General features: G+C 35.9%; 25 protein-coding genes. 6 read left to right on the top strand and 19 right to left on the bottom strand.

All coding sequences use genetic code 11. The features are described 5' to 3' along the window. Positions 1-163: 163 nt before the first annotated feature. From JKP71_RS01120 to liaF, 9 genes are all read right to left on the bottom strand, one after another. Positions 164-592, bottom strand: a complete 429-nt coding sequence (locus JKP71_RS01120; protein ID WP_200406714.1) for a flavodoxin family protein — start codon at positions 590-592, stop codon at positions 164-166. A gap of 71 nt (positions 593-663) precedes the next feature. Next, a complete protein-coding gene (locus JKP71_RS01115) occupies positions 664-1,911 on the bottom strand; it encodes an FtsW/RodA/SpoVE family cell cycle protein (protein ID WP_200406713.1) in 1,248 nt (415 codons plus the stop codon). A 279-nt stretch (positions 1,912-2,190) separates the two neighbouring features. Beyond that, a complete protein-coding gene (locus JKP71_RS01110; RefSeq protein ID WP_075524538.1) occupies positions 2,191-2,796 on the bottom strand; it encodes a TVP38/TMEM64 family protein in 606 nt (201 codons plus the stop codon). Positions 2,797-2,815: 19 nt separating this feature from the next. Continuing rightward, positions 2,816-3,256, bottom strand: a complete 441-nt coding sequence (locus JKP71_RS01105; protein ID WP_200406712.1) for a S1 RNA-binding domain-containing protein — start codon at positions 3,254-3,256, stop codon at positions 2,816-2,818. 1 nt (position 3,257) lies between these two features. After that, positions 3,258-3,848, bottom strand: a complete 591-nt coding sequence (locus tag JKP71_RS01100) for a peptidylprolyl isomerase (protein ID WP_075524536.1) — start codon at positions 3,846-3,848, stop codon at positions 3,258-3,260. A 115-nt stretch (positions 3,849-3,963) separates the two neighbouring features. Continuing rightward, positions 3,964-4,770 (bottom strand): Cof-type HAD-IIB family hydrolase, encoded by an 807-nt coding sequence (locus JKP71_RS01095; RefSeq protein ID WP_200406711.1) that lies wholly within the window; start codon positions 4,768-4,770, stop codon positions 3,964-3,966. 99 nt (positions 4,771-4,869) lie between these two features. Then, positions 4,870-5,499 carry a LuxR C-terminal-related transcriptional regulator gene (locus tag JKP71_RS01090; protein WP_075524534.1) on the bottom strand — a complete coding sequence of 210 codons (630 nt, stop codon included), beginning with the start codon at positions 5,497-5,499 and terminating at the stop codon, positions 4,870-4,872. Between the two features lie 10 nt (positions 5,500-5,509). Continuing rightward, positions 5,510-6,511, bottom strand: a complete 1,002-nt coding sequence (locus JKP71_RS01085) for a sensor histidine kinase (RefSeq protein ID WP_200406710.1) — start codon at positions 6,509-6,511, stop codon at positions 5,510-5,512. Continuing rightward, positions 6,508-7,152 carry a cell wall-active antibiotics response protein LiaF gene (gene liaF / locus JKP71_RS01080; protein WP_075524532.1) on the bottom strand — a complete coding sequence of 215 codons (645 nt, stop codon included), beginning with the start codon at positions 7,150-7,152 and terminating at the stop codon, positions 6,508-6,510. The genes JKP71_RS01085 and liaF overlap by 4 nt, the downstream gene beginning before the upstream one ends. A 271-nt stretch (positions 7,153-7,423) precedes the next feature. Here liaF and JKP71_RS01075 point away from each other — a divergent pair, with 271 nt between their 5' ends. The 4 genes from JKP71_RS01075 (at position 7,424) to JKP71_RS01060 (ending at position 13,676) form a co-directional block, all read left to right on the top strand. Beyond that, positions 7,424-9,229 carry a glycerophosphoryl diester phosphodiesterase membrane domain-containing protein gene (locus JKP71_RS01075; RefSeq protein WP_200406709.1) on the top strand — a complete coding sequence of 602 codons (1,806 nt, stop codon included), beginning with the start codon at positions 7,424-7,426 and terminating at the stop codon, positions 9,227-9,229. A 958-nt stretch (positions 9,230-10,187) separates the two neighbouring features. Beyond that, positions 10,188-12,083 carry a hypothetical protein gene (locus JKP71_RS01070; RefSeq protein WP_200406708.1) on the top strand — a complete coding sequence of 632 codons (1,896 nt, stop codon included), beginning with the start codon at positions 10,188-10,190 and terminating at the stop codon, positions 12,081-12,083. Continuing rightward, positions 12,080-12,931 (top strand): hypothetical protein, encoded by an 852-nt coding sequence (locus JKP71_RS01065; RefSeq protein ID WP_200406707.1) that lies wholly within the window; start codon positions 12,080-12,082, stop codon positions 12,929-12,931. The genes JKP71_RS01070 and JKP71_RS01065 overlap by 4 nt, the downstream gene beginning before the upstream one ends. Beyond that, entirely contained in the window at positions 12,921-13,676 is a 756-nt protein-coding gene (locus JKP71_RS01060) for a DUF6339 family protein (RefSeq protein ID WP_200406706.1), read from the top strand. Before JKP71_RS01065 ends, JKP71_RS01060 begins: the two co-directional genes overlap by 11 nt. Positions 13,677-14,047: 371 nt before the next feature. Here JKP71_RS01060 and JKP71_RS09545 read toward each other — a convergent pair whose 3' ends face one another. The 4 genes from JKP71_RS09545 to JKP71_RS01040 all read right to left on the bottom strand — a co-directional run bounded on the left by JKP71_RS09545 (position 14,048) and on the right by JKP71_RS01040 (position 17,760). Continuing rightward, positions 14,048-14,368 (bottom strand): site-specific integrase, encoded by a 321-nt coding sequence (locus JKP71_RS09545; RefSeq protein ID WP_234446098.1) that lies wholly within the window; start codon positions 14,366-14,368, stop codon positions 14,048-14,050. Beyond that, complete coding sequence (locus JKP71_RS01050) at positions 14,280-14,576, bottom strand: site-specific integrase (protein ID WP_234446091.1); 297 nt, start codon at positions 14,574-14,576, stop codon at positions 14,280-14,282. Before JKP71_RS01050 ends, JKP71_RS09545 begins: the two co-directional genes overlap by 89 nt. A 114-nt stretch (positions 14,577-14,690) precedes the next feature. Continuing rightward, the gene (locus tag JKP71_RS01045; RefSeq protein WP_075524530.1) at positions 14,691-15,023 is read right to left on the bottom strand and encodes a metal-sulfur cluster assembly factor; all 333 of its coding nucleotides are present in this window, start codon (positions 15,021-15,023) and stop codon (positions 14,691-14,693) included. Between the two features lie 145 nt (positions 15,024-15,168). Further along, positions 15,169-17,760 (bottom strand): YhgE/Pip domain-containing protein, encoded by a 2,592-nt coding sequence (locus JKP71_RS01040; RefSeq protein ID WP_200406705.1) that lies wholly within the window; start codon positions 17,758-17,760, stop codon positions 15,169-15,171. Positions 17,761-17,924: 164 nt separating this feature from the next. Between JKP71_RS01040 and JKP71_RS01035 the strand changes: the two genes are divergently transcribed. After that, on the top strand, positions 17,925-18,458 hold the full coding sequence (locus JKP71_RS01035) for a TetR/AcrR family transcriptional regulator (protein WP_075524528.1): 534 nt from the start codon (positions 17,925-17,927) through the stop codon (positions 18,456-18,458). 31 nt (positions 18,459-18,489) lie between these two features. Here the strand turns inward: JKP71_RS01035 and JKP71_RS01030 are convergent, their stop codons facing one another. After that, positions 18,490-18,840 (bottom strand): HU family DNA-binding protein, encoded by a 351-nt coding sequence (locus tag JKP71_RS01030; protein WP_200406704.1) that lies wholly within the window; start codon positions 18,838-18,840, stop codon positions 18,490-18,492. Between the two features lie 154 nt (positions 18,841-18,994). Next, positions 18,995-19,420, bottom strand: a complete 426-nt coding sequence (locus JKP71_RS01025; protein WP_200406703.1) for a universal stress protein — start codon at positions 19,418-19,420, stop codon at positions 18,995-18,997. A gap of 110 nt (positions 19,421-19,530) precedes the next feature. Between JKP71_RS01025 and JKP71_RS01020 the strand changes: the two genes are divergently transcribed. After that, complete coding sequence (locus tag JKP71_RS01020; RefSeq protein ID WP_200406702.1) at positions 19,531-20,085, top strand: TMEM175 family protein; 555 nt, start codon at positions 19,531-19,533, stop codon at positions 20,083-20,085. Between the two features lie 232 nt (positions 20,086-20,317). Here JKP71_RS01020 and pnuC read toward each other — a convergent pair whose 3' ends face one another. The 4 genes from pnuC to JKP71_RS01000 all read right to left on the bottom strand — a co-directional run bounded on the left by pnuC (position 20,318) and on the right by JKP71_RS01000 (position 24,419). After that, positions 20,318-21,013: a nicotinamide riboside transporter PnuC gene (pnuC, locus tag JKP71_RS01015; protein ID WP_200406701.1), complete on the bottom strand. Its 696-nt coding sequence runs from the start codon at positions 21,011-21,013 to the stop codon at positions 20,318-20,320. A 148-nt stretch (positions 21,014-21,161) separates the two neighbouring features. Continuing rightward, positions 21,162-21,593, bottom strand: a complete 432-nt coding sequence (locus JKP71_RS01010) for a universal stress protein (RefSeq protein ID WP_200406700.1) — start codon at positions 21,591-21,593, stop codon at positions 21,162-21,164. A gap of 83 nt (positions 21,594-21,676) precedes the next feature. Beyond that, a complete protein-coding gene (gene cls, locus JKP71_RS01005) occupies positions 21,677-23,212 on the bottom strand; it encodes a cardiolipin synthase (RefSeq protein WP_200406699.1) in 1,536 nt (511 codons plus the stop codon). A 274-nt stretch (positions 23,213-23,486) separates the two neighbouring features. Then, complete coding sequence (locus JKP71_RS01000) at positions 23,487-24,419, bottom strand: Rossmann-fold NAD(P)-binding domain-containing protein (protein WP_200406698.1); 933 nt, start codon at positions 24,417-24,419, stop codon at positions 23,487-23,489. Positions 24,420-24,461: the final 42 nt, after the last annotated feature.

The following is a 24,461-nucleotide window of genomic DNA, read 5'->3' as shown; positions in this document are numbered from 1 at the left end:
TCAGGCAATCACTCTTTAATTTATTGAGATTTCTCTCACAAAAATTATTTTAGCACTTCTCTCTTGAAAATACAAAAATTTAAAGCGTTTTCTGTATCCTCTTACATATAACATAAAAAAAGTTACTGACCAGTCTGTCAGTAACTTTTTTTATGTTATTTTATCAATTTGTAAGGACTTGATCCGCAAATTTTTTCACTTTTTGTACTTGTGCAGGTTTAAGATCACCACCAGCTGGAGCCATTAAACTAAACCCTTGAAAACCAAGTTTCAAAGTTAAACTACGGTCATCAACCGGGATACCCGCTTTATTGGCCGCTCCTTTAATGACTTTTGTCGCAGAATCCAAATCAGCTGAGGTTGAAAATACCACAATTTTTTTGATTCTATTTTTATCCAAGTGAGCTAGAAATTCTTTCATTTCTTTCGTCACATTCATAAACCATACGCCTGCACCTAAAAAGAGAACATCTACTTCTTCTGTGAGAGGTTCAAAAACACGGAGCGCTTCCACGCCTGCTTCTTGAGCAATCAGCTCAGCAACAGCTTTTGTATTCCCACCACGCGATGTGTACCGCACTGCATATTTCATAATTCATCCACTCCTATCCGAATAATACTACCCTTACATTTTAGCATATTCTTCAAGAATAAGAGAATAATTTAACGCTTATTTTTCCGCCGTGCTGCACGTCCACCGGCTTTAGGTTCTGGAATCTGTCCATGTTTTTCAGCCCAAGTTGGCAATTGATTGTATTTCATAGATAAAACAAGCCCTAATCCTATAATATTGGACATCAAAGCGGAGCCCCCTTGTGAAATAAAGGGCAACGGAATCCCAGTCAGTGGTACTACACCAATAGCAGCTCCTATATTTTCAAAGACATGGAAAAGAATCATCATGATAATCCCCGTTGAAATGTAGGTATAAAATTGATTATTTGAGTTGAAGGTTACCCGAATCATCCGATAAATAAGCATAAAATATAAGAAAATCAAAAAGGCAGAACCAACAAAGCCAAAGTCTTCCGCTATAACGGTGAAGATCATGTCTGATTCACGAACCGGAACATTCACACTTGCTGAACCAACCCCTTTACCCCAAACTCCACCAATACCAATAGAAATTAATGAGCGGGCTTGTTGTAAACTAAAAGTCTGCGAGTATTCAAAAGGATGGAGCCAAGCTATAAAACGATTGACCTGATATTGAGCAAAATGGGTGCTCTCAAGAAACTTTTGCCCTCCAGGTGAGGCGACTAAGGCGACAATACCTCCTGCTGCAGCAAAAACGGCGAGAAAGGCGGGGGCTAAGATTTTCCAAGAAATCCCTGCAACGAGGATAATCCCAGCAAATATAGCACCAAAAACCATAAAAGTCCCAAAGTCATGTTGCAAGGCTGTAAGTACTGCAACGGGGAGCAGCGCTAATAAAAGACGGCCAATGAGTCGGAAATCATCCTTTAAAATTCGATTTCTTAGTTTATTTTGAAAAGTGACCACTAGCCGTGCCGAAAAGAGAATATAGGAGATTTTCATAAATTCGGAGGGTTGAAAGAGATTGCGCCCTCCAAAAGCCACCCAGTTTTTTGCTCCGGTAGAAGCGTAGGTTGCATCATTATAGAAGAAAATGGGCAAGACCATCAAAACTAAACCTAAGAGGTAAAAAAAGGGTGTAAGATTCCATAAAAAGCGCGAATCCATGTGCATCACAATAAGTGCAATAAAGAGCCCCACAACAATCCATGTGCCCTGTTGAACAAGCATTTGCGTTGCTTGTGTCGGGTGATCATGAGAAAGGGCCACGTACAAGGCATAAAGCCCGATAAGAATCAGCATGAAAGCCGGTAAGATTAAACCATAGTCAATTCTTGCATCAAATGAAAATTTCGTTTGTTTCTTTTTATTCAAAACTAGCTCCAGTCAGTCTATCCTCCGAAACATTTTAAATAGGCGGCTCCTGCACCTGTGTTCAAGATGTTCGTGGATTGTTTTTAATTCCGAGAGGTTGGAATATTCGTGTTTTGTCGCTCCTGTTATCAGCAAGCTTAAATGCCATGAGCGACACAGAACACGAGCGAGTTCACTTTTTTCAAGTGATAAATCCATTCTATTATACATTTTTTTAGAAGATTTGGGTAATCTTTACAAAAAATTTCAGAAAAAAATACTGAAAATACTTTCAGTATTTTATAGAAAGTGCCTGAGAAAGCCACCTCCAAAAATAAGCAAATAAGAATACAAAAGAATAGGGAGTGGCTTACAGAGAATCATCGTCCACGTAAAAAATCTCCAGGTCATCTTCGTCTGACTTGCAATGAGGACAAGCGCATCATCAGGAGCAATTGGCGAAAGGATTAATAAAGCGAAAATAATATTAAAGCGCTTTTGTCCCTTATCCAGCCACCCCATATACTTTGTATAGGTCTTTTCTTTGACAAAGGTTTTTGCAAGGGAGGCACCATATTTTTTTCCAAAGTGAAATAATAAAAAGGAGCCTACCATAATTCCAACGTAGTTGTAGACAAAGCCCCATACTGGTCCGAAAATCATGACACCAGCAGCCATGGTAATGCCACCAGGAATAATTGGTACAATGACTTGAAGGACTTGCATACACAAGAAAATGAGAGGGCCTAAAAACCGATGCGCCACAATGAGTTGTTGCAAAATGGCTTGGTCTTGAAAAGCCCCTAAACGCCAGAGATAGACACCACCAACAATTGTTGCAATAAAGCCAAGGATGGTAATAATATTAAAAACTCTTTTGGTGTATCTTAATACATTCTCAGTCAAAGAAAATCCTCACTTTTGGCTATTTTTTCTGCGCTTTTAGGTAAGCCTCGTTTTCTTCCACCCAGTGAGAGAGGGATTGTTCCAAAGTTTTGAAGCCAATTTTATCTCTCGAATCGGTAAAATGTTTTTTTCGGTAGATATGATGAACTTGGGGCGTTGTTTCTAAACTCCGTATTGATAGGCTGATTTTGCCATTGTATTCATCAATATCAATGATTTGTGCGTTTATTTTTTGACCAATCTTAACTACGTCATGAATGCTTTTGACATAGCCAGATTGGATTTCTGAGATATGGATTAAACCTTTTTGCTCTATGTTCCCAACAGATTGCTTTGGGGTCTTACTGACCATCTCATCAGCAACTTCCGGGAGGAAAAATTTGACAAAAGCCCCGTAGTCTTGCATTCCGATGACTTCTACTTCAACAATATCTCCGATTTTTGGACGTTTTGCTACCATCTTATTTCTCGATAATTTCCACAGATTCAATCACTACATCGTCTACAGGTTTATCTTGCGCACCTGTACGTACAGCTGCAATAGCATCAAGAACTTCGTAGCTCTCTGCATCAACTAACTGTCCAAAAACGGTGTGGCGCCCATCAAGATGCGGCGTACCACCCTCTGTATAAACTTCAGCGACTTCTTCAGGCCAACCTCCTTGCACTAAAGCATCTTTAGGATAAGGGAGATTTTTATTTTGTACAATGAAAAATTGGCTACCATTTGTATTTGGACCAGCATTTGCCATAGAGAGAGCACCACGAAGGTTGAAGACGTCCATTGAAAACTCATCTTCAAACTTTTCTCCGTAAATGGAGCTGCCGCCCATCCCTGTACCTGTTGGATCTCCCCCTTGAATCATGAAATCTTTGATGATTCGATGAAAAATCACGCCGTCATAATAGCCTTGTTTGCTAAGTTCGATAAAGTTTTTTACTGTCTTTGGAGCAACGTCATCAAAGAGTTTTACTGTCATTTTTCCATGGTTAGTTTTAATAATAGCAGTTGTTCCGTTATAGTTTTTAAGATCAAGTTGTGGGTAAGTCATTTTAGTCGTTTGACAAGTACAAAAGGGTATTCCTTATGCATCTGTCATCCTTTCTTTATTATTCTATCAATAAATTCGTCAACCGTTACTTACAATTCTGTAAGTCGCTGATTAACTAGTCAATAATTTTAAGTGCTTGTAGGGCTTTTAAAATCCCATCATTTTCCACTGTATCTGTCACATAATCAGCCTTTTCCAAAATTTCTGGATGTGAAATTTTCATGGCTACAGATAAACCAGCAAAATCAAAAAGTTCACGATCATTTAGGCCATCGCCAAAATTCAGCATATTTTCTGGTTTTAAATCTAAGGCTTCTAGTACTTTCTGACAACCAATCGCTTTGGAGCCAGCCATAGGCACTACATCCGAACTGTTCGGATGCCAACGAACCAGTCGAATTTGCTGAGCCAAATGCTCAGGCAAGACAAGTTGGTCGTCATGATCGGAAATGGTCAGCATTTGATAAATATCCTGTTTTTGGTAGTAAGCTGGATCTTCTTCAAGCTCAGCATAAACGGGGCTGATTGCTTCTTTAGCAATCTTATCCCATTTTGAAACTTTCAGACTGTCGCTTGCCACAAAGGCATATTCACTTTTTTCCTGCTCTAACCATGTGATAATTTCCTCTACCAGTGGTGTGGAAAAGGTATTTTTGTAGAGGATATTGTGACTTTTTACCTCTTCTACATAAGCCCCATTGATTGCCACATAAAAATCGGGATGTAAATCACGAACTTCAGGAACAACCCCATAGAGATTCCGCCCAGTAGCAATCCCTGTCATAATCCCTTTTTCACGCAATTTTTCGAAAACTTGTGTGATTGATTCGGGCATAAATCCGCTGGTCTTAACACGTAAAGTGTCATCAATATCAAAGAAAATAATTTTGATCGCTTTTGCTTTTTCTAATATTTTATCCATCTTTTTTCAATCTAATTATATTTTGGTTCTTTATAAATTATATCACAAATCCTATGACTTTTCGGGGAAAGTCCGCGCCTTAGTCTGAGTTTTTCTCATCTAAACCAAATGATGTTGAATGGCATAAATCGTTGCCTGTGTGCGATCAGAGACTTCTAGTTTGTTAAAAATATTAGAAACATGGGTTTTTACTGTTTTTAAACTTATAAAAAGTTCATCAGCAATTTCTTGATTGGAAAGCCCAGTAGCAAGCACTTTCAAAACTTCCATCTCCCGCTTTGATAAATCATCATGAAGCTCGTGTTTCCGGTGTTTTTGCTGAGCTATTTTTTCTTTAACAGCTTCCGAAAGTACATCTTCGCCTTTAGCAACCTTACGGATTGCGTTGGCTATCTCGGCGGCTTGGGAAGTTTTCAGAATGTATCCCTTAGCGCCAGCTGCCAGAGCTGGAAAAACCTTTTCATCATCAATAAAGCTCGTCAAAATCAAGATTTTACGCTCCGGATTTTTTGCTAAAATTTTTTGTGTTGCACCAATCCCGTCGAGACGATCCATTACTAAATCCATCAAAATAACATCAGGGTTGAGACTTTCTGTCTTCAAAAAGCCAGACTCACCATCTGATGCTTCTCCGACAACTTCTATATCAGGTTGGATATTCATGAAACTTGAAAGTCCTAAACGAACCATCTGATGATCATCTACAATCAAGAGTTTTATTTTTTCCATATTTTACTTTCTAATTCTCTTTATCTTCTATTTTGGGCTGAGGAATAATAATCTCCACCATTGTCCCCGCATTAGGAGCTGAGACTACCTTAGCATCGCCTCCTAGCAACAAGGCACGCTCTTTAATGTTTGCTAATCCATAGCTCGCAGTCTTGTCTCGCTCTGAAGTGTCAAAGCCCACCCCATCATCAGCAATTTTTAAGATAATATTACCTCGCGTTTCTCGCAGAGCTACTTCAATGTGATCTGCTTGTGAATGCCGCAAGGTATTAGATAAAATTTCTTGCGCCATCCGAAAAAGATTATCTTCAATATTGCTTGAAGCTTCAATATCTGCAAGTTTCACAGTAATATTTGCCGAAATCTTGGCTTGCAGTTCATCTGTCAGGGCCGACAGTCCTTCTGCCAAACTCTTACCATCCAATTCAACAGGACGCAGATGAAGCAAAAGCGCCCGCATCTCATTTTGGGCAGAATGCAACACCTTTAAAACAAGTTGGGTTTGAGTTTCAATTTGCTCTTTAGTGAGATTTTGGGTAGAACCCGCTACTGAGGATAAAATCATCGTGGCAGCAAAAAGTTCCTGACTCACTGAGTCATGGAGTTCACGGGAGATACGTTTACGTTCAAGTTCAATAATTTCTGCTTTATCTGCGGATTTTTGCTTAGATAATTCTTGCAACTCAGCAGACATGGTCATGATTTTGTGATGCACTTCTTGGAGTTCTGGAAGTTCTGGTGCTTCATTCTGCTCGACCCGTGAGATATCGTTACGAAACCGCTGCTCAATACTCATATTCTCAATATGATTGAATAAAGTAAAAATTAGTGCAAGAAGCCCTGCTACTGAAATAAAAATCCATAGGCCATAAAGATTTTCACGAAACTCACCAATGATTCTAGTCATGCCTCCCAAGGATTGTCCACTGTTCATGAGAGTAAAAAGTAAAAGATACATCACTACGATAATGCTAAAAACTGCCAGAAAGGTCGTAAATATTGATTTTTTCATCCGCGCACTACCTCAATATTTCCTGTCTCTACTCGAATAAAGAGTGTTATTCTTTTACTTGTATGGTCAAATCCTTCTGAGAAATAATGGAGATTACCCGCATTAATCTGTGGTGTTTCGTCAAAAATTTTGATTAAACCAGTTTGGGTAGTCGCATCCAATTTGATTGCGACATCATGTGGAACAATAATTTTAGTGTTCCCTGCATTTTTTTTGATGGACAAGCGGTTTCCTGAAGCCTTAAAATTATAATCTTCTAGATCAATGACATCATTTCCGTTCGCACGACCTTGCGCTTCCAGTGAATCATTTTCTGCCGCAGATGCTCCATTAAAAATATCATAGCCAAAGATGGTTTGTCCTTCTCTTGGATTATTTTTCCAAAAAATAATACACATGATGGCTGGAAAAACAATGGCTAACCAAAACCAGCCCACCGTGAAAAGAATCATCGTTGTAATCGCCCAGAAAATTAAGCTCAGCATTCGTAGTACACGCGCACGTGAGCGTGTAGCGAGTACAGTAAATAAGATGGCTAGACCCAAGACCACCCATAAATGCGGCGTACGTACAACATGAAAAATCAATCCTAACACGATAAAAAATTCGATAATGATGATTGCTTTCAGTTTTTTATTCATACTCCTATTGTATCAAAAAAAGCGGTTAAGCGACTCAGTCTAAAGGTGTATTTTCTCTGCTTTTTTACTGACAGGTTGGTCAGTAGATGGCACCACCCGGCCTTGCTTCTCATAAGCAGCTTCCAGTTTTTCAATCCATGCCAGATGAATGAAAACAAAAATGCTATAATAATGGTGCAGTTCCTCGACTTCTAAAAATTACTTTCTTGATTTACAAGTTGAAACAACTGGCTTTCCATTATTTTTTATTTTTATTTAGTAAGGGACAATTATGCACGTCTTAAAAACCAACCTCAAAAAAACTTTCAGATTCATCAGTGACGCTCGCCTCTATTATCGAGACGTCCTACTCATGCATGGCTTTTTGCTGTTTATTTTAACTCCCCTTCTCTCCCACCTCACGCGCCTCATCCTTAACCAGGGTGAGATTAGTTACCTCTCCTATGATAACCTGGGGATAATTCTGCAAGAACACCCTTTTGTTTTTCTCAGCCTCCTGCTCATTCTTTTGTTACTTTTACTTGCTGTCTACTTCGAATTCACCTTTTTGCTCCTCACGGTTTTTTTTATTGAGCAAAGGCAAGAAATCACGTTACGTGAACTCCTTAAAGGAACGCTTTTACAATTGCGAAAAATTAGGATTGGCACACTTTTTTTCTTTCTGTTTTATTTTTTCCTTATTTTACCACTTATTGGTATGAGCTTTAACTCTGCCCTTTTAGCCAAAGTCCGTATTCCTGTCTTTATTTTGGATGTCATTTTTGAACATAAATTTTTATATTTAGGACTTTTCATTCTTTTTTATCTTCTACTGATTTATTTAGCTGTTAGGTTTATCTTCACTCTTCCAGAGATGATTCTACATGATCAGCCTTTTAAAAAAGCAGTAAAGCACAGTTGGAAAAAAACACAACGAAAACTTTTTTCCATTATCTTCCAATTTTTGATTGTCCTAGGTAGTTTGACCTTAGTCATGGGACTTTCTCAGAGCCTTCTATTACTTATTCAGCATGCTATCGAGCTTTACTCTCCACAAGCAAGCTTTGTCTCAGCTATCATTATCATGACCCTTCTTCAAGTACTTTGGGTAATTAATATCGTTCTCTCAACTGTAAGTATCTTCTTTATCACTGTTGATTATATGAAGCTTCAAAACTTTTTACCCGAAAAACTCAGCTGGTTCAGTCCTAACTCTTCTTTAAAAACCTCGTTAAAAGCACGGCGTCTTAAGGAAGCTGTGACAGTTCTTCTTATCTTGGGTGTTATATTATTCGTCGGTCAATCCAATGCTGATTTTCTAGCACATCCTTCTACTAGTACACCAATGGCCGCTTCACATCGAGGTGTAGACGACAAAAATGGCGTTCAAAACTCCCTTGAGGCCCTCAAAAAAACGAGTCAAAGCACACATCCAGAATACATTGAAATGGACATCCAAGAAACGAAGGATCACCAATTTATCGTTTATCACGACTACAACCTTAAAGCATTGACCGGTGTGAATAAAAAGCCCAATGAACTGACACTAGCACAGCTTACAAAGCTGCAAGCGCATGAGAACGGCCAAACTGCTCACCTCGTCTCTTTTGATGATTATCTAAAAGAAGCTCAAAAATTACATCAAAAACTCTTAATTGAAATCAAACCCACCAAAGAAGACAGCCCTGAAATGCTCAAAACATTTCTCCAAAAGTATCAAACAGAAATTCTTCAAGAAGGACATATTATTCAGTCTCTTTCTTACGATATCATTGCTGAGCTTAAAGAGCTTGCTCCCTCAGTAACAGCAGGCTATATCATGCCTTTTAGCGTAGTAGGACCCCCTCAAGGAAAGATGGACTTTTTTACGATTGAGTACACAACCCTTAACTCTAAATTTATCAATGAAGCCCATGCTCAAGGAAAAAAAGTTTTTACCTGGACGCCAAATGACGCAGATACCATGTCACGGATGAAATTTTACGGTGCTGATGGTATTATCACCGATCAGATGACCTTACTTAATCAGACCCTCAAGGAAACGACCCCACTTCATTACTCTGACCAACTGCTTTTCTTTGTCATTGGAATTGGCTAAAAAAAAACATTGTCTTTTTAGGACAATGTTTTTTTAAATTTTAAGCATAACTCTTTATGGCAACTAGCGAATCCCTAAAGCGATACGCGCATAGCGGCTCATTTTATCGACCGTCCACGCTGGAATATTTTCGAAATTTATTTTTTAATTGTTGTTATATCAGTGGTTATAGACTACTATACTTTCAAAGTCAAACAATAAATAGCATGGAATGTATACTAAATGTACCATAAAGAAAATCCTAAAGACTCTTTACTTCTTACCTCAAACTGGTTTAAAAATTTCGTTCAAATTCCGTATTATAAATCCAATAGAGTCAATTAAGTTTTTAATATATTTAAATCAAAGTCATTTTTTCTGACACTGATGTAGTTATGTAACTATTTTTCTATATAAGAATTGAGGTGCTGACTTTCATAACAAAAAAGAGAGCACCTCTACTCTCTTTTTAAAGTAAAATTATTCTTTTATAATCCACTTGTTTAAATATGCTATTGTTGAAATAATGTATATACTATCCTATATTTTTTATCTTCATAAAAATTTTATAATTTTTCTTTAAAAAATTAATAGAAAAAACTGCATATAATACATATAAAAATTCAAAATAATAGCTTTTTTTATTTATTTCTTTGAATTGTTGAGAGCTGGATTATATAATTATCAAATTACCAATAATTTTTATATAAATTCATGTCTAACCCAAAGTGATAATACGACAACATAAAATTATGGAGTTACTTTCTTAAAAATTTTATAGAATGATAATACTTGCTCATTATTTTATATATATACTTTATTAAATTAACTATGTTGATATTTCCTATGTAAAACTTCCTTACCCCATTACTAGATATTTATTCAAATATAACGTAAAATAGAGGGGGAAAAAACCTTACAATACGACATGAGACTATATAATTTTATCATGTTCTCATTTTTAGAAGGAAGTTGTTATATGAATAAATTTTATTTTACAGAGGTGGCAAACATAGAGACTCAAACATTTGATAATTCGCTTGAGCATTTTCATTCTGCTGGTATTAGTGGAGCTATCAGAGAAAACATCCAAAACTCAATAGATGCTAAGATCCCTGACATTGATGAGCCAGTGATAGTAAAGATTCGTGCAAGTACTATCCAAAAGAGTGAAATTCCATCGTTCAAGCAAATTGAGGAACATATCAATTCATTAGAAGGCGGAAATGGATACACACGTGAGACTATTGGCTATATGAAACAAGCAATAGCTAAAGATAAAGTTTCAGTATTAACTTTTGAGGATTATAACACGAGAGGGTTGTCTGGAGCTAATGAAATTGGTAAAAAGACTTCGTATAACGTTTTTGCTTATAAAAAAGGTGTTCATTTTGAAGAAGAAAATAATGAAGCTGAAACAATTCGCGGGGGATCCCATGGGGTAGGAAAAATAGCTAATAATGCTGTGTCAGATATTCATTTAATGTATTTTGCTAACTGTGATGAAGAGGGGAATCAGCATTTGGGAGGCACTATTCAACTGATTGAACATCAAGTAAATGGTACTAGTTATCGTTCAACGGGTTATTTTTCAGATATGAATAACTTAAAACAATTTGTTCCTTATCAAAATTACACTAATCACGAGTTATTCAAAAAAGAAACAAGGGGATTAAAAATTATTGTGCCTTTCTTTAGAGATGAGTACTTGGAGAAAGATACAATTGTAAGAGCTGTTTGTGACACTTTCTTTTTAGCTTTATTAACAAATAAATTAAGAGTAATACTTGTTAATGATGAGAACACTCTGGAGATTAATAAAGATACTATTCATGAAATTGTTCAAAATAAGAATTACTATCCAGAAAATCTAGATAATAAAGAGGGGATTAAAAAGAATTTCACACCATTGTATATAGATACATATTTACATAAGGCTCCTATAGATTTAGAAGTATCACTTACTGAAAATAAGTTTAATTTTAAATTGTATTTTGCTTATGATGAGGAAATAAAAACTGGTCGCGTTGCAATTTTAAGAAGTATGGGGATGAAGATTGTCGATCACAAAGTAAAAAATTATGTTAGAAGACCATTCAATGCTGTACTAATTGGTGGTGCTAAAGAAGATAAGTACCTAAAGACATTAGAAAATGAATCTCATACAGAGTTGTCCCCAACTGCGTTACGTGATAAAAAAATGTTAAGAGAAGCAAAAGAATTTTTAAAGCTATTAAATAAAAAAATAGCAGAAATTATTGATGCAGAATGGGAAAAAACAAATATAAGTGACGGAAAAATTGATACATCTGATCTTCTTTATAAAAAAGAGATAACCTTCAAAGCACAATTGAATGAGTTATCTGAAAAAGTTGAATTAAAAGAAGGTAAGATACTTAGAAAAAAAGTAGCTAGAGAAAAAAGAAATACATCACAGTCGAAAGCAGATACTCCTGCAGAATCAAAGACAACAAGCCGACTAAGAAGGCCAAGAAAAATAAAAAAAGATCCTAATGATCAGTCCACTGTTGAAACCATAATCGCCCCCAATGAAACAGTTAATAGAATGATGTTAGCAGATAAAGAAATTATTCAATTCAATCTAAAAGGAATTAAGGAAGTACTACCTTTTGGAAAAATCAATATTAGTTTTAGAGTTGTAGATGGAGATGGAAAAGAATATGATGAAGAATTTAATATGGAAGATTCCTATAATAATGTTATAGATATTATTAGCCGTAGACCTTATCGTTTTGATTCTTTTACAATTTATGAAGTGCAGGTTCTGGATGGTATTGTTAAGTTGGAGATTAGTCAGAAGAATAATCATTCTGGTAAATTGAAATTTATTTATAAGTTGGAGGTATTATCATGATTTACAATAAAGATGCTGTGTTCCCATACCCAGTTTTATCTAGGACTTCTCAAAGTTACCAAGAAAATTATTTTATATTCGATGTTAATGTGACAGATGAAGATGAAACAAACTATGAATTTTCATTAAACTACGAGATTAGCTCACCCTTTCTTGTCAAGTTACTACAAGAAGACAAGGCAGCTTTAATGTTAATTATCCAATCAGGAGACAACTACTTTGAAAAAATTGCCTATGGACAAGAGAAAATAACTTTGAAAAAAAATCGCTTATCATTATCAAAAAGAACTAAACTTCAATTGCATATTCTATCTGTGGAAAAAATAACATTTAATCAAGCAGAAGATTTAGTGAAGTTTTATAACGACTATAAAGATGAAATTGAAGTTAAACGTTATAGTTTATTGGCTTACTCTGATGAGGTTATTTTTGAAAGTAGCGAAGAAAAACCAGTAGACCTCTTTGAACAATTAATTGATACAGAATTATCCATTCCTTTTAAAGTAGAATTGACTAGTGAAACAATTCGTTTAATTTTTAAAAATCGTGAGATTTCCTTAGAAGATTACCATGTAAAAACCAGCTTAAGGAATTTATATGTCTATATTGGCCTAATTAGAGCACTAACAGAGTTTATTGAGTCAAATATAAGAAATGAAGAATTTATAGTTTTAGAAAATACTGACCCTGAAAAAGGATTACATAGAAAATTAAAAGATTTAATGATAAATAGAGGTATTACAGATATTGATCCTGAAAACTTAGACTATGTTATTCAAAAAATGTCAGATAATATTATAGTAAAATATACAAATGGGGTAAGGGAGATGGTTGAAAATGGAAATTAAACTATTAAAGAAAGATTTTGATCATGATGCTCTATATAATGATTTTAAGAATGGATTGATCAATAATAAAAATAGTGAATATGTATCAAATGAGACAGTTGAAATAGAAGCTGCCTCAGATTTTCCTATTTATTTAGCTGGGTCTCATAGTACTTTTGATAAGTTTAAAAAAGCTATTGAGATACTACAAAATGACTACATTCATACAGACCGCGAAATCCATTTAAATCAACGTTTTTGGCACTCTTTATTAGTATTGTATAAGAGAGAATATATAGTCAGTAATTATCCTGAAGTTCTAGAAGATAGAAAAAAGTTTGATAATATTGTTTTAAAGAAATTTGATTGGGAGAATTATATTTATAAATGTGTACTGGCTGGAGAATATATTTATGATCAAAGATATGAAAATAAAGTAGAAGAAACAGAATTTATACAAATAATCTATAACAACTTGGATCTATATAATTACTTAATTAAATACGCTATCTTTAGAAATTCGAATTTTATTATTAATTTCTTAACTGCTGTTGAAGAAGAAGGTTTAAGTAACATTATGAAGAAAAAAATAAAAGATCGTCCTGATTTAGGAAAAGATGAGCGCTATGGACGGCGTGTTATTTTTGAACTTAATAAAAATTATCCTATTATTATGGCCCCATTTTTAGAAAAAGCAGACTTGAAAGTAGAAATTTACGAAGCTTTATCTTTGTATTGTAAAGATATTTCGAGTGAAAATATTTAAAAATGATATAAATAGTTTTAGTCTTATATACGGATATAAGATTATATGAATGTCACGTCTATTTGATACAGAAAGTAACTTCTGAGTAAAGTATGAGGTGAGGTACGGATACTGTCGCGAAGGTTCACAGCTTTTCCTATTTTATAAATTTCTTTTTCTGCTAATCTATAATTATATTTTTTAGCAAACTTAGTTACAAATACATTCTCGTTGGGAATTATGCCATTACTGTCCAAATAATTATCTTTCGCTCTAGTGTATTTAAAGATATTGTTTATATACAAATGGTGAGTAATGCATAATTCTATCTTTTTTACCTTTATCATTCTTAATAATAATTTGAGAATCGTTAAAGTTTTCTAATTTTAAGTTCAAAGTTCATTTATCCTCAAACCAGTATCCGTAAGTATAAGAATTAGCAAGTAATTCCTCTCATTCACAAATTTTGTACAAAATCCAGTTCTTTCTTTTTCGGTTTTCTTGATTTTATTGAAAGTTCTTTTTCTTGTATATTGGAGCATCATTTTAACTTCTTCATCTGTAAATGTATTAATAACAGTTCGTCTCTCTTTAATCCATTTAACACGGTGTATAGGCGCTTCCTCATACATTATGTATTTCTTCATTAAAGTATGCAAACAATACCCTGATAGCTCTCCAATGTGCATTAACAGACGTTTCAGAGTAGCCATATTCTAGTCTGTCAACTAAATATTGTTTTATATGAATTGATTTGATTTCGTTAATGTTTAAAATACCATTTTGACACAAAAAAACAGAGAAAACCTTTAGTGTTTTTTCTCTGAATATAATTGTATTTTTCGACAATCCTCTTGCTTTATTGTCAAAAGCATTTCTTGAATTGCTGATTGAATAGAAATTTTCAGGTTGTATCCTCATTTTTTAAAGATTTACCAACAATAAAATTTTTTCAAGATGGCTTAGATACCGTAATAAATGTACTTTTTAAGAGTAAATCTTGCTATAACTCTCTTAAAGCCAGTTATAGCAAGATTAGCGAATCCCTAAAGCGATACGCGCATAGCGGCTCATTTTATCGACCGTCCACGCTGGATACCAAACTAAGTTTACTTTAATTTCACTAACTTCCTCAACTTCTTTGAGCGCATCGTGGATTTGGTCAGTCAAAAGATCGGCCAAAGGACATCCCATAGTTGTAAGAGTCATTTTGATTTCTGTAAAACCATTATCTTCAAAACTGATTTCATATACCAAACCAAGATTAATAATATCAATTCCCAATTCAGGGTCAATGACATTTTCAAGAGCAGCCAAAATTTTATTTTTTATTGTTTCTACTTGCTCGTCTGTGTATTTATCCGCCATGTTTATCTCCTTTACCTCATATGCATCAATTACATGCTTTTGAGGTAATTCCAAATTGTCAAATTCTTTTTACAAGATTTATTTTATCAAAATTAAACTGAAATTTCTACCTAAAAATCACTGACAGAGCTGTCAGTGATTTCTTTTAGGCAAAACGTGAGAATTTTTTGAAGAAACTCAACATAAATGTAAAGACGAGGATTAAGACGGCAAATAGGAGCGCGTAAGGAAGAATTGCGCCATTTAAACCAATCGTTTCCCGTAACATCTTCAATCCATAAGTCATCGGTAACCATGGGCTAATGACTTGGAAAATCTTTGGTGCAAGTTGTAATGGATAAGTCCCTGCACTTGTTGCAAGTTGTAAGACCAAAACGATGATCATCAAGAACTCACCCACCTTACCTAATGCCGTTAAGAAGAAGGTGTTGATGGCCATATAAGCCAAGCTGATTAGCAGTACAACAAGGAAAGTTTCACCCCAATAATTGGGATTCAAGCCCAAAAGCGCCACAGCGCCACAAACGATAATCGCTTGTAAGACAGCTACTACACCATTTGTTCCGATTTTGGCCAACATAAACTCACGGCCATTTTTCCATTTGTCACCAGAGAAACCAACCCCGATCACGACATTCGTTGCAAGCGCACCGATGAACAAAGCCACATTAATCATGTAAGGCGTCATCCCTGCTCCATTGACTGGAACATTATCGTGGTCCGTATGTTTTGTTTTGAGAGGTGCAGCAACTTTTTTAGCATTTTCATCCGTACTATTAGTTGCTGACAGAGTTTTATCAGCATCCGTCAGAGCTGACGAAAGGCTCTTAGCACCAGTATTAAGCGTGCCTAAACCTTTTGTCAATGTGTTGCTACCATCAGACAATTGACCTGAACCTGAGGCTAACTGTTGAGCGCCATCAGCAAGCTGACCTGAGCCTGAGGTCAAAGTTGAGCTATTATCCTGCAGTTGGGCTAAACCAGAAACTAATTGAAGTCCTCCAGTCTGCAATTGTGTCAAGCCTGAGGTCAAACTAGAGCTACCCGTTTGTAATTGCGTAAGTCCGGTATTTAAACTTTGTACCCCACTCTGTAATTCCTTAGACTTAGTCGCGAGTTCTTGAGCACCATCATTAGCCTGACTTACCCCATTAACATATTGATTGAAACCACTCTCAAGTTGTGTTCCACCTGCGGAAAGTTTCGTGTTAAATTCAGTTAGGCCAGCGGTTAATGTTGTTGCTCCAGGGAGTATCTTTTGAGCGACATTTGTATTGACACTCGCTAATCCATTTGAAAGATTAGTAATTGCTGTACTTGCACCTGTAACTAAGGTTGGAAGTTGAGCCAGATTATTGATCATAGGCAACAAAGTATTGAGTTGTGTGTTTAATTGATCGCCAAGGCTTGTCAAACTGTTCGTAATGTTTGAAATATCAGTAGGTACATTTCCACTACCAGCAGAAGCTTGCACAGCATTCAAGATTTCTTCTCTATCAGCTTCAGATAAATTTTTGTAAGCTTCCGTAGCTTTAATGGATTCCCCCGTTACATTGACTTGGTCACTCACTACTGTTTGGATTAATCCTGGTAAACTATTTTTAAGATTAGTTAATGCAGCCGTCAAATTATCTGCTAAATTAGGGTCAATATTATTTTGAGAAAGTTGAGTATTTAAAGCTTGTAGACCTTCTTGAACCTTCTGAATATTAGCTTGTTCTTCACTTGATAAGGTCGTTCCTTGGACTAGTTCATTTAGGCCATTTGTGAGTTCCTGACTCCCTTGTTGTAGCTGAGCCACCGAACTGGTACTTTGTGAAATTTGCGCAATACCAGCAGATAAATCTTTGGATTTGTCTACAAGTTGTTGAGTCCCAGCTGCCAAAGACGCTGTACCAGATGAAAATTGACTGGTACCATCACTCAACTGCTGACCGCCTGAAGAGGCTTGATTAATTCCAGTTGCCAGTTGTTGACTACCAGCTGCCGCTTGATTAATCCCGCTTGATAATTGCTCGCCACCATCTGCCGCTTGATCAACACCATCCGTGTATTGCTTTAAGCCAACATTTAAACTATCTGCTCCATCAGTAAAAGTTAAACTTGATGAGGCAAGTGTTTTCAGATTGCTCGAAAGTTCTGACGATCCTGTCAGTGCTGATGAAGTCCCATCAGCAAGTTTAGTCGAACCTTTTGACGCATCCTTCATACCGGCTTTCATATCTCCCAGCTTATCAAAGATGGCCTGTGTATACTCTTGCGTAACATTTTTAGAGACTTCAGATTTGAGTTCATTCATCGCGCTTTCACTCATTTTTGAAGAAATGTAATTGTGTCCACGTGTAGTTTGGTAATCAAGTTGAACCGTTTTAGGATTCTTACTCATCAAACTGGCGGCATTTTCCGAGAAATCTTCAGGGAAAGTGATAACCATATAATAATCACCCGATTTTAAACCTTCAGATGCTTTTTTTTCAGAAACGAAATGATAATCCAGATCTTTTGATTTCTTCATCTCTTTTGTCACTTCGTTCCCCAGTTTAAGCTTTTTTCCTTCCAATTCAGACGACTTGTCCAAATTTACAACCGCAACCGGTAAATCATCTAAGTTCCCGTAAGGATCCCACATTGATCCTAAGAAAATATAGTTATAAATTGCCGGTACAAGCGCCAACGCAATAATAACAATAATAAAAAATTTGTGTTTTAAAATGGCTTGCCATTCTCTTTTCAACATATTTCTCCCTTCCTTTATGGACACTTAGTCCAAAAATTGCTATAATATGTAATTATAAACCTTTTAAGGAAATAGACAATTAATACTCATAAATTTTAGACACTATAATTCACTTTGTCTATTTGAAGCACTTACATTTCTATAGAAACAGGAGCTCCATTGCAATGTCTACTGATACTAGAAAAGATCGGACAAGAATTCAACTTCGCGATGCCATGATTGAACTATTGCGTGAGAAACCTTTTGACCAAATTTCAACCACTGAACTTGTTAAATTAGCAAAAGTTAGTCGCAGTAGTTTCTATACCCATTACCAAGATAAATACGACATGATTGAAGCTTATCAACGTCGCCTCTTTGAAACCATCCAATATGTCTTTGAAAAAAATCACGGAGACTTGCATGCCACAATGCTTGAGACTTTTGAATTTCTCCAACGCAATGAAATTTATGCTGTGCTGCTCTCAGAAAATGGGAGCAAAGAAATACACCAATTTATGTTGCAAAAACTTAAAGAGCTCTTTCAAAATGCAATCTTCCCTAAATCAGAAAGGATTAGCTTTGGAAAGCTTGGTGAAATTTATGCTGCCACTTACTACGCCAACGCAATTTTCGGAACCACTCAATCGTGGATACGCCGTAAACAAAAAGAAACCCCTGCTCAAATCGCAGATCTCTTACAAGAGCTTATTAATTAAAAAAGACTTCCGCATTGTGAAGTCTTTTTTGTTATTTAGGTTCTTGATGATTAATATTTAACTGTTGAGAAAAGGGTTCTTCGACTTCCATGTGATGTTGTTGAGCTTTTTTTGCTGCCATTTTTAGTGCTTTTCCAGCCCTGAAGACAGGAACATTTTGTTCTTCATGAAGGACACGTTCTCGAGAATGGATATCATGGCTGACCCGAGCAGCACGTCGCTTTACCGAAAAAGTTCCAAAATTAGATAGATGGACAGGAGTGCCTTCTGAAATATAGTATGTTATCGCCTCGAAAAAAGCATCAATCGCTTTGGCAGTTGTGACCTTTGAGAGCTCTGTACGATCTGCAATATAGTTAATTAATTCCTGTTTAGCAGCCATTTATCCTCCTCCTTTTGTTATGCCTTGTCTTTTCATTCTAGCACAATTTATTTTTAAATTAGGCGTACAGGCCCACGTGCGCTATTGCGAAGAATCTTTTGCTGTAATTTAGCGATATAAAAAAACCTTAGCTCCCGCTAAGGTTTTGACAGTGTTACCTCACAACCATCACATTACAAGGTGCGTGGCTAATGACATACGTTGTCGTTGAACCAACTAACATTCGGTCCAGCAAACCTTTTCCGCTTGAGCCCATTACAATGAGTTCAATTCCCAGCTCATTAGCCAGATTGACAATTTCTTTCTTCGGACTTCCTGTTGTCCGATGGATATCAACCGCCACTTCATCGCCAACAAGTTCCTGCGCCTCTGCGACAATCTCTTTAGCTTCGTTTTCTAAATCTTCAAGATTAAGTGCTAAAGCGTAAGGGGTGCCACTAATCCGCGCCTCATCTTTTACATGGAGCAAAACTAAAGATGTCATGTTACGTTTTGCAACTGCTACTGCTTCTTTTAAAGCTTCTTTTGATTGTTCTGAACCATCCAGTGGTACCAAAATTTTAGTATATTTATCTCTCATTGTAAGCGCCTCCTTATTTACTATTTTATGATAAAATTCTAAAAAAATCCAATAAAACGCTTAGAATGCTGAGTGATAAAAAAATAAGAAAGATTTGCTATAATCATTTTATGAATAAAAGTAGAATGGAAGCCTTAACGGATGGAATATTTGCCGTTGTCATGACCCTTACCGTACTAGAGTTTAAAGTACCAGAAAACGGGAACCTTTTCTCTCCTAAATTACTCTTGATGTTACTTATCTATGTCACGACCTTCGTTGCACTTGCGTCTATTTGGAATGCGCACCACCATGTATTAAGCTTTTTAAAGAGCAAGCAAGTGGATGAACTGATTTTGTGGCTTAACCACGGACTCTTGCTGGTTATCTGCCTTTTCCCTTTTGCCACAGTAGTCCATGCCGAACATCCTCACTCACTTATTGATAGTCTGGCTTATGTTGCTGTTTATTTGATTATCTGGCTAAGCTTGATTGGTTTTAGTGAGGTAATTTACCGCCAATGTAATAAGAGTGAAATCCTACGCTTGAGAAATCGAAAGCGAATTAAAATTTTTCTTATTTTTCTACTCCCTGGCGCCCTTCTCTCACTGATATGGCTATACGCCTTGCCTATTGTCACTTTATTAATGGCGCTCTATTGGGGCAGACACAACGCCTTTGAATAACTCATATTACTCATTTTCAGTACTTCATAAGTTCTTTTTTTGAGCCCAAAATCACCACTACTTTTTTGATTCACTTTTCAAGATTTGATATCATAAATAGTGTATGTTGGTGCTTGGCTCACGATTTTTTTCGTCACCAACATATCTGAATTTCTTCTGATCCGCTGATCCTAACAGCGGATTTTTTGTTTCAATACTATAAAAAAAGCGTACCCTAAAGTACGTCTTTTTCTTATTGCTTTTTCCAAATGGAGAAAAATTTCCCATATAAAGCAGTCGCTAAATAAAAAGTAAGTGTTAAAAGCATAGGTAACGAACTTGCAGAATATCCCTTTGCAAGTGCCGTGGCCCAAAGAATGATGGTAACGAAATCAGACAATAGCCATAAAGAATAACTATCCCCATAACCTTTAAATACTAAAAGGGAGGCAGTAGCACCGATGATCAAGGTGATTGCATCCCAGACAGGATTAGTATCTCCTAAATGTTGATAAATCATCATCATCGGCCACCACAAGGCAAGCATTATCAAGATGGTTAAAATCCAAGAACGCCCTTTCATAAACTTAACACCATTTTCAATACGATGTCCCCAATTTTTCCAAGTAATAATAAGAGGGATATCAATAAGAGCAACAAACACAAGTTGGTCTAAGACTGAGGCATAGTGCCCTGCTGTCCAATTAATATAAATAAAGCCTATCGCACTTATTAAACCTAGCAAACCATTAATTGGTTTACCAATCATCATGTAGACCGTACATGCTGAGCCAATCAAAGTCGCAATAAGCGTGATTACTGATAATAACGTTATTGGAGCCGTAAGAAAAAAAGCCAACTGAACTCCTATGATGAAAGAAAGCATAATACTTCCCGCTGTATTTATAGATTTAAGCTCATCTTTGAGCCAAATAATATAGTTTTTCATGATCTCCTCCTTTATGGAAATACTTAAAAATTATATCATGATTAGCCGTATTAAGCTTGATACAATTTTGTATCCCTTTTCTTTCAAGAGGGAAATCTACTTTAGCGAACGCTACTAGAAAAGTCGCCCTAAGGCGACCTATTAATGCTTATTTTATTACTAAGACATTGCATTTGGCATGATTTACTACATACTGTGTAGTTGAGCCAAGTAAAAGGCGGTCAATTGCATCAAGCCCTGTTGAACCAATAATAATCAAATCAATATTATTCTCTTGAGCATAGTTTACAATTTCTCTCTTGGGTGTTCCTGTCAAACGAACAATATCCAAAGTTTTCACTTGATCTTCAAATCTTTTATGAAGCTCTTCAACAACAAAGTCTGAATGCTCTTGTACACTTTTATAAAGTGTCATCGTATCTAGATGCACAGGAATATTTGCTAATTTATCATTCAACACATATAGCAATTTGAGCTTTGCTTGATTACGTCTTGCTACCTCTAAAGCTTCCTGAACAGCATCATACGACTGCTTTGAACCGTCCACTGCAACCAATATATTATCGTACTTTCTACTCATCTGAAATACCTCCTTGTATTCTTGCTTTACTTCTATTCTACACCTAAGTGTTCAAAATCTAAAGTTAAAAGTTAGAACTTTGTTTACATTAATGGTGAAAAAAGTTGCAAAACATCATCAATGATACTACCAATAAAATGACGTTTTATTTCGTCACGCTCCACCTTACGACAGCTAAGTAGTGTTTGCTCCATATCTCTTTTTAACTCTTTTATCATTGGTGCATTATAGAGAAGTGTAGCACATTCAAAATGCAAATACAAACTCCGATAATCCAAATTTATCGTACCTACCACCGCAATTTTATCATCTGCAACAAAACTTTTTGCATGAACGAAACCAGGTGAATATTCATAAATTTCAACTCCTGCTTTCATTAATACTCGATAGAAAGATCTCGTTACTCGATAAATGAGAGGCTTATCTGGGATTCCAGGAGTAATGATGGTCACCTTAACGCCGCGCTTACTTGCTAGTTGCAGGGCATGAATCATTTTATCAGTGATAATAAGATAAGGAGTGAAAATACTAACATAATCTGTAGCCTGATTCAAAATGTCTATATAGGTATCTTCCGCGAGCAAATCATGCGTAAGTGGATTCTCGGCAAAAGGTTGGACAAAGCCTTGTTTTTCGAAACTCTCTCCCTTATAAGAGTAGGCTGCAAAATCAAGTAATACTTCTTGAGGTTGGCAGAAAGCGTTCCATGTTTCAAGAAACATCATTGTAAAGCTAGCAATAGCAGGTCCTTTAATTCTCAATCCCGTATCTTTCCAAATTCCAAAACGATTCTCTTCATTTATGTACTCATCTGCAATATTGATTCCGCCATTGAAAGCCACTTTGTCATCAACAACTAATATTTTTCGATGGTCGCGGTTATTCATCTTAACAGCTAAAGCGGGAATAAAAGGATTAAAATTAACAACCTTTATTCCTGACTTCCTCAATTCAGCAATATTTTTCAAATGAAAAGTTGTCAATGAACCAAAGTCATCATAAATAAGGCGAACATCTACACCTACCTTTGCTTTTTCTACCAGCAATTTTAACAGGTCCTGCCACATTCGACTTTTTTCATTGATAATAAAATATTCTAAAAAGATATAACGTTCAGCTTTTGCAACTTCTTCAAGCATCGCAGCATACATTATCTCCCCGAACTCGAAGTATTCCACTTGAGTATCCTCATAGAGTGGATAGTGACTTCCATTGATGAGGTTTTTTACAGTACCTAAAAAACGTTTATCCTTTTCTTTGAGATGATCAAGCACTATTCTATCCTGTTTAAGATAGGGCACGATTTCTTGATGCGCACGCTCAATCTTAGCTTCCATTTTCCTTACAGGGTTTTGAGTTCCAACAAGAAGATATAGCAGACCTCCAAAACCTGGAACAAGCAGAATGATTATTATCCAAACAATTTTTATTGACGAGGCTTGATCACGTCGAATCAAGTAGAGTACAACCAAAACACTAACTGTAAGACTCAAAAGTCCTAGAATTGGTACATAATGATCGAAACTACGAACTATTCCTACCACCGCTAATAATTCAATTAGAATAAAAAAAACAGTGATTGAAACTCGATTAAAGAGCTTATTAAAAACTTTGTGCACGGCGAGGGTTCCTTCATTTTTTATACTATAATTGTAACATAAAAAATAATCGAGCTATTAACTCTCATTTTATAATCTTAACTTAAGAAAGCACGACAACAAAGCTTTTATGATTCTTCACTCAAGTGGTGGCGGTAGCTCTTTTTTTGTACTGAGAAAGTCCCCTTTGTTCTTTTTAACTAGCTAACTCTATTACTTAAGTATTAGTGATTAATTTAACTAGCTACAATATGCCATTAGACCTAAGAAAAAGCTCCCGAATAGACGGAAGTTTTTACTGTTCATCGCTTACTTTAAAACGCGAGGTATCAGACTTAAATATATATTCACTTAGAATCTTACTTAAAATCTTACTGACGTTACGGTAAGCTAAAGAAGGCGTGTTAGGAACCACATAATAGTAGTTTCCTTCTTCTTTATAAATAGGGTGGCTGAGTGTTGTAAAGTGTGTTCCTTCAATAGCATTACCTGCATCGGCTGCCACATCAATAATAAAGGTTCCTTTCTTTAAATTTTTTTGTTCCTCTAGACTTAGAATCGGTGCATCATCTTTCCCTATTTCGATACCGTTCACGATGATATCGTAGGTAGAATAAGTTTCCTTAAAAACAGGCATGGTTTTCCGATAGAACATCCGGATATTACTAGAATATTTTGAAAGACTGCTAAAAGCACCTTGCGCCACATTTCCTGAGCCTAAAACCGCAATTTTTATAGAGTCATCTGGATACAAGCCATATCGAATCAAAGCATCTTGCACTCCAGCAAATCCAGCATAAAAACTATTTCTATACAGCAATCCCTTTGGTAGCGGAGCAGGTTTACTAGTATTTTTATAATAAATACTTGGTGCATTGCTATCTAAATCTACCACGGTTAGATTTTTTGGATAGACCTGATCTTTCATAAACTCCTTACCCGATCCCATAGGATGAGTCCAACCAATTATCATTTGCCCAGGTCTCAGTTCAGCATAATCACTAGGCTGGATTAATTTTAAAGAAAAAATTGCTTCTGCTTCTTTAAATATTTCTTTACGGTCTAAAATTCGGCAACCCACTGCACGATATTCTTCATCAGTAATATCTAGATATTCACCAAATCCCTTTTCGACAATTAACTCATTTTCAAATCCCGAAATATCTTCGGGTAAGAGAGGGACCCGTCTTTCTCCCGGAAAATTTGCCTTTATTAATCCAATTATCATTTAATTCCTCCTTTAAGCTAATAAAAAATACACTTGGTTCTC

Origin of the sequence: Lactococcus taiwanensis, from assembly GCF_014905395.1 — a bacterium.
GTDB lineage: Bacteria > Bacillota > Bacilli > Lactobacillales > Streptococcaceae > Lactococcus > Lactococcus taiwanensis.
Note: the sequence above shows the minus strand (reverse complement) of the source record. Positions and strands in the feature narration are given on the sequence as shown.

What these genes read in the sequence shown, in the direction of transcription:
- JKP71_RS01045 (WP_075524530.1), bottom strand. Translation starts at nt 15,023, where the DNA reads ATGGCGGATAAATACACAGACGAGCAAGTAGAAACAATAAAAAATAAA.
- JKP71_RS01020 (WP_200406702.1), top strand. Translation starts at nt 19,531, where the DNA reads ATGAATAAAAGTAGAATGGAAGCCTTAACGGATGGAATATTTGCCGTT.
- JKP71_RS01010 (WP_200406700.1), bottom strand. Translation starts at nt 21,593, where the DNA reads ATGAGTAGAAAGTACGATAATATATTGGTTGCAGTGGACGGTTCAAAG.
- JKP71_RS01000 (WP_200406698.1), bottom strand. Translation starts at nt 24,419, where the DNA reads ATGATAATTGGATTAATAAAGGCAAATTTTCCGGGAGAAAGACGGGTC.
- JKP71_RS01085 (WP_200406710.1), bottom strand. Translation starts at nt 6,511, where the DNA reads ATGAAAAAATCAATATTTACGACCTTTCTGGCAGTTTTTAGCATTATC.
- JKP71_RS01095 (WP_200406711.1), bottom strand. Translation starts at nt 4,770, where the DNA reads ATGGATAAAATATTAGAAAAAGCAAAAGCGATCAAAATTATTTTCTTT.
- JKP71_RS01025 (WP_200406703.1), bottom strand. Translation starts at nt 19,420, where the DNA reads ATGAGAGATAAATATACTAAAATTTTGGTACCACTGGATGGTTCAGAA.
- JKP71_RS01100 (WP_075524536.1), bottom strand. Translation starts at nt 3,848, where the DNA reads ATGACTTACCCACAACTTGATCTTAAAAACTATAACGGAACAACTGCT.
- pnuC (WP_200406701.1), bottom strand. Translation starts at nt 21,013, where the DNA reads ATGAAAAACTATATTATTTGGCTCAAAGATGAGCTTAAATCTATAAAT.
- JKP71_RS01070 (WP_200406708.1), top strand. Translation starts at nt 10,188, where the DNA reads ATGAATAAATTTTATTTTACAGAGGTGGCAAACATAGAGACTCAAACA.
- JKP71_RS01105 (WP_200406712.1), bottom strand. Translation starts at nt 3,256, where the DNA reads ATGGTAGCAAAACGTCCAAAAATCGGAGATATTGTTGAAGTAGAAGTC.
- JKP71_RS01040 (WP_200406705.1), bottom strand. Translation starts at nt 17,760, where the DNA reads ATGTTGAAAAGAGAATGGCAAGCCATTTTAAAACACAAATTTTTTATT.
- JKP71_RS01060 (WP_200406706.1), top strand. Translation starts at nt 12,921, where the DNA reads ATGGAAATTAAACTATTAAAGAAAGATTTTGATCATGATGCTCTATAT.
- JKP71_RS01120 (WP_200406714.1), bottom strand. Translation starts at nt 592, where the DNA reads ATGAAATATGCAGTGCGGTACACATCGCGTGGTGGGAATACAAAAGCT.
- JKP71_RS09545 (WP_234446098.1), bottom strand. Translation starts at nt 14,368, where the DNA reads ATGGCTACTCTGAAACGTCTGTTAATGCACATTGGAGAGCTATCAGGG.
- JKP71_RS01065 (WP_200406707.1), top strand. Translation starts at nt 12,080, where the DNA reads ATGATTTACAATAAAGATGCTGTGTTCCCATACCCAGTTTTATCTAGG.
- JKP71_RS01035 (WP_075524528.1), top strand. Translation starts at nt 17,925, where the DNA reads ATGTCTACTGATACTAGAAAAGATCGGACAAGAATTCAACTTCGCGAT.
- JKP71_RS01075 (WP_200406709.1), top strand. Translation starts at nt 7,424, where the DNA reads ATGCACGTCTTAAAAACCAACCTCAAAAAAACTTTCAGATTCATCAGT.
- JKP71_RS01090 (WP_075524534.1), bottom strand. Translation starts at nt 5,499, where the DNA reads ATGGAAAAAATAAAACTCTTGATTGTAGATGATCATCAGATGGTTCGT.
- JKP71_RS01050 (WP_234446091.1), bottom strand. Translation starts at nt 14,576, where the DNA reads ATGAGGATACAACCTGAAAATTTCTATTCAATCAGCAATTCAAGAAAT.
- JKP71_RS01030 (WP_200406704.1), bottom strand. Translation starts at nt 18,840, where the DNA reads ATGGCTGCTAAACAGGAATTAATTAACTATATTGCAGATCGTACAGAG.
- liaF (WP_075524532.1), bottom strand. Translation starts at nt 7,152, where the DNA reads ATGAATAAAAAACTGAAAGCAATCATCATTATCGAATTTTTTATCGTG.